This window comes from Ruminococcus sp. (assembly GCF_017549005.1).
Lineage (GTDB): Bacteria > Bacillota > Clostridia > Oscillospirales > Ruminococcaceae > Ruminococcus.
The window spans coordinates 169,282-186,137 of record NZ_JAFYYT010000003.1; the positions used below are offsets into that span (position 1 = coordinate 169,282).

Sequence of the window (16,856 nt, forward strand, 5' to 3'; positions counted from 1 at the left end):
TGATGAAATTACGTTGTCCCATTGTAGGGGACGGCGTCCTCGACGTCCCGTTATTTTTAATGTGCAAATTACATTGGATCAACTAAAACATCTTCGATTCCCTGATGTGAAGCGGCACCTTTACCCCGATGAGATTATACTGCTGAAAAAGCTTCTCGGCGTCAGCTATGACGATATATTTGAAGTATAAAAAAGAGTACCCATGCGGTACTCTTTTTTTGTCAGGGACTAAAAACAAGAAAGCCGTACTGCTCAAGTACGGTTTTCCTGTTCTGATTTGTCCCTTACAATTCAGTTTTTGAGTTATATCAATCTGTGCGGCGCGTTGTGCAGATGCACCGCACAGATCAACATCGAAAAGAATTATGACATTGACCAGCTGTCGAAGCTGAGGTCGCCGTTAGCTATGAAGTAGATATCAGTTGCACCGCTCGGGATCTCTCCGAGTGCTGTCTGGATCTCTGTCATAGAGCCGCCTGCAGGAACTTCGATATAGCTGATAGCATTGCCTGTTCTTGAACCTGCAACTACCTTGATGATAGCGCCGTTCTTAGAAGAAGCCTTTGCTGTAAGTGTTCCGCTTGAAACCTTGGAGAAGTCAACTCCGCTAACCTTAGCCCATTCGCCCTTCTTGAACTGTACAGCAGTATTGCCTACGCCTGATATGCTGATGTTCTTGGACTGGTTGGACATTGTAGCTGCACGTACAGTCTGTGTAGGATCGAGTTTCTCGATCTGGCTTACACCATTCTGTGAACCGTTACAAGTGATCTTTCCGTTGCTTATAGTTGCCTTATCGATACAGGGTGATCTGTAGTTAAGACCCTTGCCGCCGTTAACGCCCATACGCATTTCAAGCTGACGTGAGTGATAAAGTACATAGTAGCTGCCCTTGAATTCGATAATTGAGTGGTGGTTGTTACCGCCGTTGTCAAGTCTCTGTGTACCGGTGTTCTTGAATACAACACCCTGATACTGGTATCCGCTGAGCGGATTTGTTGATGTCATGTAACCGATATCAGCGTTGCTGAATGACTGACCGTTAACACTTGTACCGCCGGGAACATTCCAGTTGTGGCAGAATGAATAATACCATGTGTTGCCGATCTTGATCATGCTTGAATCTTCGAAGAGGTAAGGTGTACCGGGATCGATAGGTGTACCTACGATCGAGATCATGTCATCGCCGAGCTTAGCGATACGTCCCTGCTTTGTATTAGCAGCCTGTCCGTCAGGAACACCGCCGCCGTATGCAATGATACCGGTGTCTGTATCGGGATCATAGTAAACGCCAGGATCGAAGAGCCATGTTACGTTACTGTTAGGTGTGCTTCTTGAAATGAGTTCATGTCCGAGAGGATCCTTTACATTTTTGGTAAATGTCGGGTCGTCAGCTGTGATAACGCCGATACCTGAACCGTTGTTTGCAAAGTAAAGGAAGAACTTGTCCTGACCGTTGATCTTTTTCCATGCAGCATCAGGAGCCCATGCGTTATTAGCCCATCTTGCAATAGGAGTGCCGTTTACTCTTGTTTTTGCAACAGGGATCTGACCGTGGTCTGTCCAGTTTACAAGGTCTGCTGTTGATAAGCAGTTGATATAGCCTGAGGAGTAATCGTTTTCAATAAGCTGATTATTCTTGTATGCGAATTCATCAGCTGTTGTGTAAACGTAAAGTCTGCCGTCATATACGAGCCAGCCGGGGTCTGCACCGAAACGCTGAGTATACAGAGGATTGTTCTCAGTATCCTTTTTATAGGACTCTGCCAGTGTAACGCTGCCGAACTTGCTTGCGAGAGCTGAAAGGTCAACCTCGGGAGCTGCGGGCTTGTTTACGGGGAATTCCTTGATCTTGCCAATAATGAATTCCTGGAGGCAAACGAGGTCTGTTACGTCAAATTCTCTGCTCTGGTCAACGTCTGCAGCCTTCTGAGCGTTTGAATCGCTGAAGCCGCCCTTGACGATAGCCTTTCTTGCTGCTATCATGTCTAAGGAGTTGATAACGCCGTCGTAGTTGATGTCACCGAGGTGGAGTGTAGTTGATGTCTGTCCGCCTGATGAATTCTGTCCGCCGCTTGGGAGGGCAGGCTGTCCTGCGCCGCTTATCTTTGTGCCTGAAGGAGCAGCGACAGCTTCGTCGATGAAGAAGTCAACAGTATTGTCTTCGTCAGTAGTCTCAACATAGATCTGCATATTTGAAGCGTCAGCAGGGAGCTTATAGCTTGTGTTTGCAAGCTGTACCCACTCGCCCTTAGGAGCTGATGCTGTAGCAATCTCTGCGTAGTTTGTTCCGGAGCTGTCCTCATACTGGAGAGTGAACTTGAACTCGGTAGTGCTGCCGCCCTCGTTGGTCATAGCGTTGACCGAGAAGCTGTAGGTCTCACCGGGCTGGAAGATCCTTGAGTTGAGGGAAATAGCTGCACCGTTCCATGAAGCAGTACGTCCGCTTACATAGAGTGACTTGCTGCCTGCGAACTTAGCGGAGCTGCTGGTCTCAACAGAAGCTGCACCTCTGCCGCTCCAGTTGTCCTCTGAGCTCTCGAATGTGCTGTGGAACCAGTATCCGTCACCGTCTACCTCGGGAGGTGTAACAGGTGTGGGAGTAAAGTTGCTGCTTCCGGGGCCTGTGTAAGGCTTGCCTTCGCCCCACTCGCTGTCGGGAACGAGGCTTGTAAGAGCTGTATATGCCTCCTTGGGCTGGTTGCTTCCGTTGTAGAGAAGACCGTTGCTGCCCGAGCTGAGCCATGAATTGGAGTCGTTAGGACCCCAGATCTGAACAAGGGTTACCTTGTTGTCGTGACCCGAGCTGTTCCAGTCCATAGCGTGCTTGAATATAGCCTTGTACTTGTTGGCCTGATCTGTATATGAGTACTTGCCGTTCTCAACGCTGATATCGAGCTCTGTTACCTGAACGTCGATACCGAGGGCGAGATAATCGTCCATAGCCTTGAGGTAGGAATTTGTATCGCCCCATGCGTTGCTTGCAGCAGCGTTTACGTGGGACTGCATTCCCATACCGTCGAGGACGCCCTTAGCCTTGAGAGGCTTGAGGATCGAGTTGATGATGCTGTTCTTCTTGCCGTCAGCAAACTCGTTATAGTCGTTATAGAAGAGCTTGCAGGTGGAAGGAGCGTACTTTCTTGCATAAGTGAAAGCCTGCTCGATGAAGCTGTTGTCGCCGTAAACCTGAACCCACGGTGAGTTGCCGTTGCCGTAGCCTCTGCCTCTCGGGCCGCCGTTGCCGCCGTCAGAGATACACTCGTTACATACGTCGTAAGCGTAGAGGTCAAGGTCAGGATACTGTGTAGCGAAGGCCTCGAACATATGCTGGATATAGCTTTCCATACGCTTGTTCATTGTGCTCTTGTCTACCCAGCTTCCGTTGTTGTTGAAGCCGCTCTTGAAGAACCACTCAGGAGTCTGGCTGTGCCATACAAGAGTATGTCCTCTGAAAGCGATATTGTTCTTTACGCAGAAATCGCATATAGCAGCACAGCTGCTGAGTGATACCTTTACGTTTGTATCCGATGAACCGCTCTGAACCAGAGTTGCATCGGGCTTTGTCTCGTTCTCGCACTCCACAGCGTTGTGGTCCTTGAGAATGATACCCTGGATACCGCTGTTGCTGATAGTACCTCTGTTGAAGATATTACCTACGCGGAAATAGTTTGCGAACTCGTCCTTGAGGCCCTTGCCCGAGGGAGCAGCGTGTGCTTCCTGAGCCTCCTTGTCGCCTGTGATGAGGAAATCGTCGAAGATGAAGTCCTCTGTAGAGTCGTTTGTGATGCTGAGCTTGAACTCGTAGCTGTCCTTGGGAGCCTTATAGCTGCCCTTGAGCTCTGTCCATTCTCCTGCCGCAACATTCTTTGAATCGAGCTCGACAGTAGTTTCCTTGCCTGTCTTTTCGTCGATCGTCAGAAGTGAAAAATGGAATTTCTGAGCTGACTCGCTGTATACCTTAACGCTGTAGGTGTATTTGTCTCCGCCGAAGAGGTAGAGTCCCTTCGATGAAACTGCGCCCTGTGAAGCTGTGCTTCTGCCTGAGATCTTCATGCCTCGTGAAGAACCGAAGCCTGCGCCTGTCAGTGCTGTGACGTCAACATTATCCCCTTCGCCGTACCAGCCCTCGTAGTTGCGCTCGAAATCGTTGTAAACGATCTCAGCAGCATAAGTGCGCGAAACTACGTCAGGTAAGACTGTAATCACTCCTGAAAGGCAGCTTGCAGCCGTAAGGCCTGCAACTAACTTTTTTACTTTCATACATTCTCCTCCTTGTAAAAAGTGTATATTTTTCGTTCAACGTAATGATATTATTCATATCATATCATGCTGTTACACACATTGTACTATATTTGTACAGATAAATTCAACCCCAAAAATAAAGATTAGGTGCAAAAAACGCAGACAAAGTCCAATATGTGTCAAAATTAAATTATTTTTAGATAAGAAATTGGTATTTTTTACATAAAATTACAATTGCTCAAAATGCATTGTTATGAGCATTATATGCTTTGTTTTTGAAGAAAAATTGAATTTATGAAGTCAATCCATGTCAGTATGCTTAATTTGTATATACAATTTTGTGAAATGTGACCATTTGTTAAAAATACAACCGCCTTTATGTACAGTCGGGAATATTTACGAAAAATATTACTATTATAATAGTATCCTGCATAATCTGCACCTGTGGTTTGATTTTTTATGAACAGGTGCTTTCGTGTACAATTGCCTATTGCAAATTGCTGAAATTAATGTTATTATTAAACTATACAACGGTACAATAAAATGTGATCGAAAAAGTTGTACGTACAAATTAAGGGGAGAATACAATTATGAAGGTATCAGACGGTTTCTGGATGAATAAAACAGGCTATAATGTACACTGGGCTTCGCAGATCTACGAGGCGGACGCCGACGAGCGCTCTGTTACGGTCTATGCGACGCCGTACCATGTTGCCAACAGGGGGATGACTCTCGGCGGACCTGTTCTGACCGTGACTTTTACATCTACCCTCGAAAACAGCATACAGGTGAAGATAGAACATTTTACGGGAACTGCCCCGAAAAAGCCCTCTTTCGCCCTTAACGAGGACAGGGACTTCCGCCCTGTTGTCAGGGAGCTCCCTGACGGCAGCCGGGAGCTGATATCGGGAAAAACCTCGGTCCGTATCGGCTGCGAAAGGAAAAAATGGGACATTTCCTATTATTTCGACGGTAAACTCCTTACAAAGTCCGATTGGCGGACAACTTCCGTGATAGAGGAGGAGCCGTGGCACAGAAAGCAGGCCGAAGCCGTACAGGCACAGGAGCGCTTCTTTGCCCGCACCGACAGCGGAGAGAGCGTGTTTATCCGCGAAATGCTGGGACTTTCCGTAGGAGAGTACATCTATGGATTCGGCGAAAAGTTCACCTCTTTCGTAAAAAACGGACAGACTGTCGAGGTCTGGAACAACGACGGCGGCACCTGCACCGGGCAGAGCTACAAGTCCATACCGTTTTTCGTGTCCTCACGGGGCTACGGCGTGTTTGTGAACCACCCCGAAATGGTGAGCTTCGAGGTTGGCAGCGAGAATGTGTCGAAAACCGCTTTTTCGGTACAGGGCGAGAGCCTTGAGTACTTTATTTTCGGCGGAGAGAACGTAGCCGGCGTAATAGAGCGTTATACGGCGCTTACGGGCAGACCTGCCCTGCCGCCGCCCTGGTCCTTCGGGCTGTGGCTCTCCACCTCATTTACCACGGATTACGACGAAAAAACGGTGAATTCCTTCATCGACGAGATGAAAAACAGGGATATCCCTCTTGATGTGTTCCATTTCGATTGTTTCTGGATGAAGGAGTTCCAATGGTGCGGATTTGAGTGGGACAGTGAAAAATTCCCCGACCCCAGGGCGATGATAAACCGCCTGAAGTCCAAAGGACTGCGTATATGCGTGTGGGTGAATCCCTACATCGGACAGCGCTCTCCGGCATTTGCGGAGTGCGCCGGAAAGGGATATTTCATCAGAAAGAAGGACGGTTCCGTGTTCCAGTGCGATATGTGGCAGCCGGGCATGGCGATTATCGACTTCACCAATCCCGAAGCGCGGATATGGTTCGCGGAGCAGATACGAAAGCTTGCGGACCTCGGTATCGACGCGGTAAAGACCGATTTCGGCGAGCGTATCCCCACCGATGTACAGTACTCCGACGGCTCCGACCCTTACAGAATGCATAATTACTACGCATATCTGTATAATAAGACTGTATTTGAAGCCCTCGAGGGCGCAAAAGGAGTGGGAAATGCCTGCCTTTTCGCACGTTCGGCATCGGCAGGCTGTCAGCAGTTTCCCGTACACTGGGGAGGCGACTGCTTCTCGGCTTATGAGTCCATGTGGGAGACCCTGCGCGGCGGACTTTCCCTGTGTATGTCGGGATTCGGCTATTTCTCCCATGATATCGGTGGATTTGAGTCCACGGGAACTCCCGACATATACAAGCGCTGGACGGCTTTCGGACTTATGTCGACCCACTCACGCTATCACGGAAACAACTCTTACCGCGTACCTTGGCACTTTGACGAGGAGAGCTGCGATGTTGCGCGTCATTTCGTAAAACTCAAGGGCAGGCTCATGCCTTATCTGTGGGCGAACGCCGTAAAGGCCCATGAAACCGGCGTTCCCATGATGAGGGCGATGGCTGTGGATTTCAGCTCCGACCGCAATACCCTTACCCTTGATACGCAGTATATGCTTGGGGAGTCGCTTCTTGTTGCGCCTGTTTTCAGCGAGGACGGCGAGTGCAGCTTCTATCTGCCCGACTGCGGCACATGGACGGATATACAGACAGGCGAAGTCCTAACAGGCGGCAGGTGGTACACGAAAAAGTACGATTATTTCGGTATGCCGCTCTATGCGAAGCCGCGTTCCGTTATAGTTTACGGAAATTACAGGGAAACTGCCGATTACGACTACCTTGACGGCATGAAGATAGTGCTCTACGGCATGGACGAGGGAAGTACCGCGGAAACTGCGGTATACGACAGCAGCCACAGTAAAAAAGTGGAAATAAAGGCGGTCAGCAAGGGCGACTGCATTGAGCTCAACGTCAGGGGAGCGGACCGTCCTTTTACGGCGGAAAGCCCTCAGGGACTCGACATCGTGATAATTGACTGAAATTTGCCGTTATCTCTTTACTTTTGCCGTAAGTTATGTTAAAATGAATATCAGATATACGGAGAAAGGACTGAGATAACAGATATATGAACGAATCACAGGGCTACACCGCTGAGTATGCGGCGCTGAGCCATGAAATATACAGTCTTACAAAGCAGCTCGAGGAAAAGGAAAAGGAGTACAGGGAGTCCACAAAGACCGACCTCCGCGACCCGTTCAGGAATCCTACTGAGTTCAGGTGGTACAGGGACGACTATTCGGAGATACTTCCCTGGGCGACAATGCCCGAGTTCACTGTGCCCTTTGAGCCTGCAAAGGTGGAAAAGAGCGCTATAAGGCGCTATTACAACATCGGCGGATTTATGATGCTGATACAGTTCTTCGCGTCCAGCATCTTTGCGTATCTGCTCCTTGCGCTCATAAACCTTATGCTGACCAGCATGAACCCAAACGCTGCAAAAGGCGCTGTATCGCACTATATGCAGAACGGTTCCATAATGGCGTCCATAAACCTCATCACCTACCTCGGAGCGAACGTGGGATTTACCTTCCTTGCACTGAAATGGGCAAAAATAAAGCCCTCATTCATGTTCAGAACAAGGGATTACCACTTTTACGACGCAGTCCAGCACTGTCTTGCGGGAATATTCATCTGGTACACGTCAGCTATCATAGCAGGCGGTATCGACAACGTCTTTGAAAAGTACGGTTTTTCCACGGACGTTCTGGATATGGACATGGGAAAAACGGGGCTCGGCTTTACGGTGCTCCTCATGTACAGCTGTATCATAGCGCCGCTCACGGAGGAGCTCTTCTTCCGCGGAGCTATAATGAAGATATTCTCAAAGTCGAACCAGCGCTTCGGAATATTCATGTCGGCGTTCTTCTTCGGACTTGCTCACGGCAATCTTCCGCAGTTCGTGCTTGCATTCCTGATAGGAATATTCTTCGGTCACATCGACATGAAGCACAATTCCATAGTTCCGTCGATAGTTGTCCACATACTGATAAATACTCTTGCGACGGTCCTGACTGAGTTAAAGGACAATACCTTTGTTATGGGCATAAGCGGAATGCTGCTGATACTCTGCTATATCACGGGAATAATAATGCTCGTGATATTCCGTAAGAACTGTAAGCTCCCGGTATCGACTCCCGCGCAGAGCCGCAGAGGGATAGCCATAGCAAAGACCTCCGTGGGCGTGATACTTGCGGTAGTTGTCCACATTGCATATACCGTACTTGTTATATATCAGACAAAGACCTCGGCATAAAAACAGCCCGTATACGGCATTACACCGTATACGGGCTTATTATTTGCATATTATTCAGCCTCGGCAGGGGCAGGCTCTGTTTCGGGAGTTTTCTTCGAGAGCATATACAGCTCCGAAGCTATGCCGATACCGAGGATAACGGTAGTGACTATACTTCCCTCGATACCGAACTTACCTCCTGTGAGGAAAGCGTGAGATGACTGCGGTACGCTGCGTAACACGGATTCCGCGTCGGCAGAACCGCTGACGCTTATTCCGTATAAGTTGCCCTGTGCGAAGTTCCATATTGAGTGGATAGCGCAGGCTCCCCATATATTATCGAATATCACCACACAAAGTGCGGCAAAAGCTCCGAAAAGGAAGAGATTGACGAAGGGGAGAGGTCCGAATCCTGGATTTCCCGCGTGAGCAAGGGCGAATCCCACAGAGCTTATAAGGACGGCAACAGCGGTATGCTTGCCGCTTCCGCCTATGGTAGTCATAAGGTAGCCGCGGAAGATGAACTCCTCGCTCATGCCCTGAACTATGAATCCCAGCAAAAACAGGGCGATAATGCCGAAATTGATATTGCTGCAAAGCTTGATCCTGTTTATGCCGAGAGCGGCGCTGAGAAGAGCTATGGCGGACATCATTATCAGTCCGCAGAGAAGTCCCGAGAAATAATGTGAAAAGAAGCCGTTTTTGCGGGCTCCCATTGAGCGGACGGGTCTCATTTCAATGCAGCGGCAGTAGAATATTGCCGCAAGAGTTCCGAATCCTGTGGACAACAGGGTCGGGACCATTACCTTAGGCGCGGAAGCTACCTTAGTGGCGAGCTTCGTTGCTTCTGTGACGCTGATTATCTCTCCCGAATCGAGGTAGCCCTGCTTACGCAGCTCCTCTATCATGGGCTTGAGCGTGACAACGGCAGGTACGACCGATTCGAGCAGCAGTATAACGATGAATACTGCCAGAAAGCACAGTAATATTATGAAAATGTTCTTGGAAGCGTGAGATTTTGAAGCTTCGCTGAACATTTTGGGTCTGTAATCGAGCATAGCAACACCTCCGTAATTAATTTTACTATGTTCAAAGCCGATTGTCAAGGGAATTTTAGTACTGCTTCCGAATTGACAACAGTACCTGCAAATGGTATAATAAAATTTAGACTACTTTCAAAAAAGGGGGATCGCCGATGTACAAAACCATACTGTCACACATCGGAAAGTATAAGAAAGAGGCGATACTTTCGCCTGTGACCATTATCGGAGAGGTCGCTATGGAAGTCCTCATACCTACCATAATGGCAATGATAATCGATAACGGCGTCAAAAAGGGAGATGTCGGTTATATCGCAAAAATGGGCGGACTTATGGCGCTCATGTCCGTATTTTCCCTTTGCTTCGGAGCTCTTGCAGCCCGTTTCTGTGCAGTTGCGGCCATGGGATTTGCCAAGAACCTCAGGAGCGCACTGTTCAGGAAGGTGCAGAGCTTTTCGTTTGCTAACGTTGACAAGTTCTCCACAGCCTCGCTGACGACCCGACTGACCACGGACGTCACCAATGTGCAGAACGCCTTTATGATGTTCGTGCGAATGGCTTTTCGTTCGCCGATCATGCTGGTCTGTGCCACGATAATGGCTGTCAGGGCCAATGCGAAGCTGTCGGTCGTGTTTATCTTTGCGATACCTCTGCTGGCGCTTGCAGTCATACTGATAATCTCGAACGCTCACCCGAGATTTGAGAAAATGCTCAAAAAGTACGACGAAATGAACGCCAAGGTACAGGAAAACCTTGTGGGGATCAGAGTCGTAAAGGCTTTTGCCCGTGAAAACTATGAGACTGAGAAGTTCGAGGAAAACACGAAGAACGTCCGTCTTGCTCAGTTTGCGGCTGAAAAGCTGGTAATACTGGGAACTCCCGCAATGCAGCTGGTAATGTACGCAAGTATAGCCACTATCCTCTATTTCGGCGGAAGAATGGCTGTAGACGGCGATATAGCAACAGGTACGCTTTCAAGCTTTATCACATATGTCGGACAGATACTTCTCTCGCTTATGATGATGTCCATACTGTTCATCACCTTTGTTATCTCGAGAGCCTCTATCCAGCGTATCTACGAGGTGCTCAGCGAAGAGCCCGCAATAGAGGACACTGAGGGCTCGGAGGTATCGGCTGCTGACGGCTCCGTCAGCTTTGAGAATGTGAGCTTCAGCTACTATGACGATATGAGGAACCTTGCCCTTGAGCATATCAACCTGAAGATAAAGTCAGGCGAAACTATCGGAATCATAGGCGGTACCGGTTCGTCGAAGACCTCCCTTGTACAGCTCATACCGAGGCTTTACGAAGCCACTGACGGAAGAGTAGTGGTAGGCGGTCACGATGTTAAGGAGTACTCGCTGAAAACTCTCCGCGACCAGGTGGCGATGGTATTGCAGAAAAACGTTCTCTTCTCGAGAACTATCAGGGACAATCTCCGCTGGGGCGACGCTGATGCCACTGACGAGGAGATAATCGAAGCCTGCAAGGCTGCCTGCGCTCATGACTTTATCATGGGCTTCCCCGAGGGCTACGACACCGACCTGGGACAGGGCGGCGTAAATGTTTCGGGCGGTCAGAAGCAGAGGCTCTGTATCGCGAGAGCTCTTCTCAAAAAGCCCAAGATAATCATACTTGACGACTCCACAAGCGCAGTGGATACCGCTACAGACAGCAGTATCCGCAAGGCTTTCCGCGAAAAGCTGGCTGATACCACAACTATCATAATAGCTCAGCGCATAAGCTCCGTTATGGACGCCGACCGCATAATCGTCATGGACGGCGGAAAGATAACCGATATCGGCACACATGACGAGCTCATGCAGAAGAGCGAGATATACCGTGAGGTATACGACTCGCAGCAGAAAGGAGCTGATGAATAATGCCGCCAAGAGGACCTCAGAGACCAATGGCAAAGCCGCAGAACACTATGGGCGCCCTGAAGCGCATATTCAGTTATATGCACGGGTTCAGGATACAGTTCATATTCGTAGTTCTCGGTATATTTTTCAGCTCGGGCGCAGGAATAGCGGGAAATTACCTGCTGAAGCCCATAATCGACAACATTGAGGACGCCCTGAAGACGGGCAGCTGGAAATACGGCAGATTCATAGGACTTATCATCGTAATGGTGGTAATTTACGCTCTCGGAGCTTTTTCCACACTGTTCTATCAGAGAATGATGCTGAAAATATCCACAACGACGCTCATGCGTATCAGAAACGACCTTTTCAGCAAAATGGAAATGCTCCCCATACGCTACTTTGACAAGCACACCCACGGCGAACTCATGAGCCTTTACACCAATGATACCGACGCTATCCGCGAAATGCTCAGCAACAGTATCTCACAGTTCATAGGCTCTGCCATAACCATCGTGGGAGTATTCTCGGCAATGCTCGTTTACAGCTGGAGACTTACCATACTTGTCGTGGCTATGCTCTTTATCATCTTCAAGGTCATCGGCTTTGTAGGCTCAAGGAGCGGCAAGGGCTTTGCAGCCCAGCAGAGAGCTCTCGGAAGAGTCAACGGCTATATTGAGGAAATGATAGACGGACAGAAGGTCGTAAAGGTTTTCTGCCACGAGGAAAAGGCTGACGAGGAGTTCGACAGGCTCAACGAGGAGCTCTGCAGTGCTTCCACACACGCTCATACCTTTGCGAACATACTCATGCCTATCATGAACAACCTCTCCTATATCCACTATGCGGCAACTGCCATAGCAGGCGGCATAATGGCAGTAAAGGGCATAGGCGGCATGACTGTGGGAACCGTAGTCTCGTATCTGCAGTTCACACGTTCCTTCTCAATGCCCATAACTCAGGTATCACAGCAGTTCAACTCAGTACTCACGGCGCTTGCAGGTGCGGAGCGTATCTTCCGCGTTATCGACGAGGAGCCCGAGGCTGACGAGGGCTACGTTACACTTGTAAATGCAAATATCGCAAAGGACGGCACTATCACCGAAGCCGACCACCGCACGGGCCGCTGGGCATGGAAACACCCCCACAAGTCCACGGGCACTACCACTTATACTGAGGTGCGCGGAAATGTGGAGTTCGACGACGTTGTATTCGGCTATGAGCCCAACAAGACCGTACTCAACGGCATATCCCTCGTTGCGGAGCCGGGACAGAAGATAGCCTTCGTAGGCTCGACAGGTGCGGGAAAAACCACCATAATCAACCTTATAAACCGTTTTTACGATGTTCCCGAGGGAAAGATACGTTATGACGGCATAAACATCAACAAGATAAAGAAAGACGACCTGAGGCGCTCGCAGTCCATAGTATTGCAGGATACCCACCTATTTACGGGAACTGTCATGGAGAATATCCGCTACGGAAAGCTTGACGCCACAGATGAAGAGGTCTATGCGGCTGCGAAGCTCGCAAACGCGGACAGCTTCATAAAGCATCTGGAAAACGGCTATGATACCATGCTCACCGCTGACGGAGCAAACCTTTCTCAGGGACAGAGACAGCTCCTTGCGATTGCCCGTGCGGCAGTTGCGGACCCGCCTGTGCTCATTCTTGACGAAGCTACCAGCTCTATCGACACACGTACAGAGTCCCTTATCGAAAAGGGCATGGATTCGCTCATGGAGGGCAGAACGGTATTCGTTATCGCTCACAGACTGTCGACTGTACGCAATTCCCATGCTATCATGGTGCTTGAGCACGGCAGGATAATCGAAAGAGGAAACCACAAAGAGCTTATTGCTCAGCAGGGCAAGTACTATCAGCTGTACACGGGAATGTTCGAGCTCAGCTGATGATACCGGAAAGAGGAAAAGAATGAAACTCAGAAGAAATGCAGCATTTGCCGCAGCGCTGGCGCTTCTTGTATGCTCCGCTTCATGCAGCAGGAGCAGCGGAAAGGTAGGCAGCGCTGAGCTCCCTACGGAGCTTGTAACAGTCGAGGGCGTTGACATAAACGACGCTGTTGAAGCAGCCGCAGGCGACGCTTACCTTGCCATAACCGACGAGGCATGGGAAGTCCAGTACCTCGGCAACAAGGACGTCAACGGCAGCGACCAGCTCTCATACGACGCAGGAGTTGCACACATAAATGGAAACGGCGAGTACACAGTAAGCGTTACCGCCGATACCAACGGCTTCAGATACGACGAAACAGGTGACATAAACGGCGAATATACCATAAAGGGCATAGGCTTTGCGGCAGTTATCATCGACAATGCCGAGGAAGTCCTGCCCAATGCGGTAATAACGATAAACAGCGTAAAAGTGGACGGAAAAGAGCTGGAGCTCAGAAAAAAGAGCTACACCAACACGGAAAGCGGCTCAATACGCGCCAATATCTTCAACGAGTGGGTATCGGACGACGCTCTCCCTGCCGACGCAAGGACCGCGGAGGGAGCTCTCTTCGAGAACGGCGATACCTCTAAGCCCACGGCTGTCAACGACGGCAGCTGTTCCGCACAGATAATAGACCGTTCCGAGTTTGCCGAGTGGAAAAACGTAGAGGTCGGATTTACCGTATCGGGGCTCTGATGTCACAGTTTACTCGTCAGGATTTTTCACTTAGTTCAGCTTTTTGTCACAGAATAATCATATGGGTGGGATATAATACCATCATGGAAGAGAAAAACTTCCGAACGGTAATGACAGCCACATTTTTTCATATAAACCACCCTAAAGGTCAAAGCGTCCAGAAATGGGCGCTTTTTCCATTGTTTCCCCTGCCGTGATTGACAAAGCCCGGCTTGTATGTTATAATGTGGTATAGCATTTTTAACAAAAAATCAACCGTAAGGAGAAAATAACCATGGACGAAAACAAAAATGAAATGAACCCTGTTGTTGCGGATTTCTGTACTCTTCTCGAGAGTCGCAACGTATCCTACGAGCGCAACCAGCAGGACGTGAATATGATAAGATTCCGCACAAAGCTGCCAAATCACGACGCAGCTCCGTTCATACTTATTCACTTTAACCCTCAGAACAGTGCTCTCAGCCTTGCTCTCAGCAGACTTGCACTGTTTTCAAGCGTAAGCGAGGACCTCTACAAGCTTATGAACGAGTTCAATTCCGACCCTGCAAACTTTGCCTGCAAGATGTTCACAGACAAGGACGGCCAGATAATCGTGCTGACAAACGCTATACTCAAGGGCGAGAATACGAACGCTCAGATCGAGGAGTATATCAACATCAGCGTGCTCGCTGTTGACAAATATTTCGGAAAGATCTCCGAGCTTATTGACAGCAGCAACAATAATTAACGAAAAACCGCTAAATATTGAATTATTTCCAGGATAATCCGGAGCCGATAATACCATATGTAAAGAAAGCATTGTACAAAACGTAGAATTTTATTGTACGAACTGACAAATTATGCATTTTTCTCTTTTAATATTTGGATATTTGTGCTAAACTATAATTACACAAGTATTTCATATGAGAGGGAGGTGTTTGCATGAGTACAATGAAAAAACTTTCAGGCAGGATATCTGCTGCTGTGGTTGCATTTGCTATGATGTTCTGCGTACTTGCGAGCTTCCCGACCAAGGCTGTGGCGGAGGATAAACAGGACCTTTCCGCAAGGTGCGGCGAGGTAGTCGTTCTTATCAACGAAGCGAGAACTGATGCAGGTCTCGAGCCTTTGAAGATAGTTCCGTATCTCTGCGATATAGCGTATATCCGTGCTACCGAGTGTACGAGAATGTTCAGCCATACCCGTCCCAGTGATATCATTGATTACAGGGAAGAAAAGAACGGCGAGAAGTATTTCGGCTTTGATACTGCCATAGACGTTTCGATAGTGCCTTTTTTGTGGGCAGGAGAGAACTTAGCGGCAGGAAATTCCTCGGCAGAAGCTACTTTCGAGCAGTGGAAGGCTTCCGAGGGACACTGGAAAAACATAATGAACCCGAATTACACCCATATCGGAATAGCCGCTGTGTATGCGGAGGAAGACCCCAATAATTTCCATTATTACTGGGAAACTCTGTTTATCGGCTGCGATATCGAACTGAAAAACCAGTATCTCCCCGAAACTGTCAGGGAAAGACCTGTGAGCTCGGGAGACATAAACGGTGACGGCGAGATAGATTCCTTTGATCTTATAACACTGAACAAGTTCCTTGCAGGCAAGAAGGAGCTCAATACTCTTCAGCTGGAAAGCGCGGATATGCTCGATGACGATGAGGTAAACGCCGACGACGCTGAGGTGCTTGCGATGTACTTGCTCGGCGAATGCGATACTCTGCCGGTAACGGCGGAAATGCTGTTGAAGATGCTTAAAGAATGGAAATAAATGAATGAGAATAATATAGAAGGTGTGTTCATGATAAAAACGGCTGAGAGATCAGCCGTTTTTATTTATGAACGGAAGTATAATTTTTAAAATAATGAGATTTTTCAGAATGAACAAAAGGTATAATTTTTCACTGCCCGATATGCGTGAAAGCACGGTATATGGCTTAAAATACATAAAAATCACCGTGCCTCGAAATAATACTGATAGTAATTTGTGAACAGAGTATTACAAGTTATATAAATTCGGGGTTGTATATAAGTTGTTATTAGGTACAGTCTCCAATCTTTATTGGGAAATATTGACAAAATGTATATCTGTATGCTATAATACATTATGTTGAGGAGTAATACATTTTTGTATTTCTCCGACAGAGTCTTGCCGCGCGGGGCCGTACAGAAATATACGGCGGTTTTCCGCACAGATAAAAACAGGCGAGGCTGATGTTGATCGTTCGTGAAAAACTCTGTTTTTTTACACACTGAATCAATTTTATATCAACTGCTGCAAAAAGACGGAGCAAGAGGCTCGTATTGCAAAGTACAGGTCTCAGTTGAAGAGGCATAGGGAAAAACAAAAATCATTTTTTTAATTTCATTGGGGTGACGATTATGAATAATTTACTTATTATCGGCGCGGGTCAGTATGGCATGGTAGCGAAAGAGATCGCTGAGTCAACGGGCGAGTATGATAAGATCGCATTCCTTGACGACAATAATCCTGCCGCGATCGGCAAAATAAGCGATTACGCAAACTTCCGCAGCGAGTACGACTATGCTGTCGTAGCTGTTGGAAATTCGGATTTCCGCCTCAGCTTTATCAATAAGCTGTTCAATGCGGGTTACAAGATACCTAAGCTCATTCATGCAAGAGCTTATGTTTCGCCCTCTGCGAAGATAGGCATGGGCTGCTTTGTTGAGCCTATGGCTGTTGTGCATACAGATGTTACTATTATGTCAGGCTGTATCATATCGGCGGGCGTAATAATAAATCATAACAGTGTTATCGAGGAAGGCTGCCACATAAACTGCGGCTCCATCGTAAAGTCGGGAGTACAGGTAGCAGCAGGTACACGAAGCGGATACGGTGATCTGTTCGACAATGATTACCACCACGGCTCGTTAGCAGTGTGATAAA

General features: G+C 48.3%; 10 protein-coding genes. 8 read left to right on the forward strand and 2 right to left on the reverse strand.

Annotation, left to right across the window (positions count from 1 at the left end; translation table 11 throughout):
• Positions 1 to 363 precede the first annotated feature (363 nt).
• Positions 364 to 4,260 (reverse strand): endo-1,4-beta-xylanase, encoded by a 3,897-nt coding sequence (locus IKW96_RS02190; RefSeq protein WP_296569788.1) that lies wholly within the window; start codon positions 4,258 to 4,260, stop codon positions 364 to 366.
• A 572-nt stretch (positions 4,261 to 4,832) separates the two neighbouring features.
• Here IKW96_RS02190 and yicI point away from each other — a divergent pair.
• Both yicI and IKW96_RS02200 read left to right on the forward strand, forming a co-directional pair.
• Entirely contained in the window at positions 4,833 to 7,151 is a 2,319-nt protein-coding gene (gene yicI / locus IKW96_RS02195; protein ID WP_296569791.1) for an alpha-xylosidase, read from the forward strand.
• An 86-nt stretch (positions 7,152 to 7,237) separates the two neighbouring features.
• Entirely contained in the window at positions 7,238 to 8,425 is a 1,188-nt protein-coding gene (locus tag IKW96_RS02200) for a CPBP family intramembrane glutamic endopeptidase (RefSeq protein ID WP_296569794.1), read from the forward strand.
• A 50-nt stretch (positions 8,426 to 8,475) separates the two neighbouring features.
• On the opposite strand, the gene IKW96_RS02205 is transcribed toward IKW96_RS02200, so the two are convergent.
• The gene (locus IKW96_RS02205) at positions 8,476 to 9,462 is read right to left on the reverse strand and encodes a CPBP family intramembrane glutamic endopeptidase (RefSeq protein ID WP_296569797.1); all 987 of its coding nucleotides are present in this window, start codon (positions 9,460 to 9,462) and stop codon (positions 8,476 to 8,478) included.
• A 137-nt stretch (positions 9,463 to 9,599) separates the two neighbouring features.
• Here IKW96_RS02205 and IKW96_RS02210 point away from each other — a divergent pair, with 137 nt between their 5' ends.
• From IKW96_RS02210 to IKW96_RS02235, 6 genes are all read left to right on the forward strand, one after another.
• On the forward strand, positions 9,600 to 11,327 hold the full coding sequence (locus tag IKW96_RS02210; RefSeq protein WP_296569799.1) for an ABC transporter ATP-binding protein: 1,728 nt from the start codon (positions 9,600 to 9,602) through the stop codon (positions 11,325 to 11,327).
• Positions 11,327 to 13,219: an ABC transporter ATP-binding protein gene (locus tag IKW96_RS02215; RefSeq protein WP_296569801.1), complete on the forward strand. Its 1,893-nt coding sequence runs from the start codon at positions 11,327 to 11,329 to the stop codon at positions 13,217 to 13,219. The genes IKW96_RS02210 and IKW96_RS02215 overlap by 1 nt, the downstream gene beginning before the upstream one ends.
• A gap of 22 nt (positions 13,220 to 13,241) precedes the next feature.
• On the forward strand, positions 13,242 to 13,958 hold the full coding sequence (locus tag IKW96_RS02220) for a hypothetical protein (protein ID WP_296569803.1): 717 nt from the start codon (positions 13,242 to 13,244) through the stop codon (positions 13,956 to 13,958).
• 274 nt (positions 13,959 to 14,232) lie between these two features.
• On the forward strand, positions 14,233 to 14,685 hold the full coding sequence (locus IKW96_RS02225; protein ID WP_296569806.1) for a YbjN domain-containing protein: 453 nt from the start codon (positions 14,233 to 14,235) through the stop codon (positions 14,683 to 14,685).
• A gap of 194 nt (positions 14,686 to 14,879) precedes the next feature.
• Complete coding sequence (locus IKW96_RS02230) at positions 14,880 to 15,719, forward strand: CAP domain-containing protein (protein WP_296569809.1); 840 nt, start codon at positions 14,880 to 14,882, stop codon at positions 15,717 to 15,719.
• 611 nt (positions 15,720 to 16,330) lie between these two features.
• Positions 16,331 to 16,852 carry a PglB gene (locus tag IKW96_RS02235; RefSeq protein WP_296569812.1) on the forward strand — a complete coding sequence of 174 codons (522 nt, stop codon included), beginning with the start codon at positions 16,331 to 16,333 and terminating at the stop codon, positions 16,850 to 16,852.
• Positions 16,853 to 16,856 lie beyond the last annotated feature (4 nt).

Coding starts and splice junctions, on each gene's coding strand:
- IKW96_RS02190 (WP_296569788.1), bottom strand. CDS start 4,260: ATGAAAGTAAAAAAGTTAGTTGCAGGCCTTACGGCTGCAAGCTGCCTT.
- yicI (WP_296569791.1), top strand. CDS start 4,833: ATGAAGGTATCAGACGGTTTCTGGATGAATAAAACAGGCTATAATGTA.
- IKW96_RS02200 (WP_296569794.1), top strand. CDS start 7,238: ATGAACGAATCACAGGGCTACACCGCTGAGTATGCGGCGCTGAGCCAT.
- IKW96_RS02205 (WP_296569797.1), bottom strand. CDS start 9,462: ATGCTCGATTACAGACCCAAAATGTTCAGCGAAGCTTCAAAATCTCAC.
- IKW96_RS02210 (WP_296569799.1), top strand. CDS start 9,600: ATGTACAAAACCATACTGTCACACATCGGAAAGTATAAGAAAGAGGCG.
- IKW96_RS02215 (WP_296569801.1), top strand. CDS start 11,327: ATGCCGCCAAGAGGACCTCAGAGACCAATGGCAAAGCCGCAGAACACT.
- IKW96_RS02220 (WP_296569803.1), top strand. CDS start 13,242: ATGAAACTCAGAAGAAATGCAGCATTTGCCGCAGCGCTGGCGCTTCTT.
- IKW96_RS02225 (WP_296569806.1), top strand. CDS start 14,233: ATGGACGAAAACAAAAATGAAATGAACCCTGTTGTTGCGGATTTCTGT.
- IKW96_RS02230 (WP_296569809.1), top strand. CDS start 14,880: ATGAGTACAATGAAAAAACTTTCAGGCAGGATATCTGCTGCTGTGGTT.
- IKW96_RS02235 (WP_296569812.1), top strand. CDS start 16,331: ATGAATAATTTACTTATTATCGGCGCGGGTCAGTATGGCATGGTAGCG.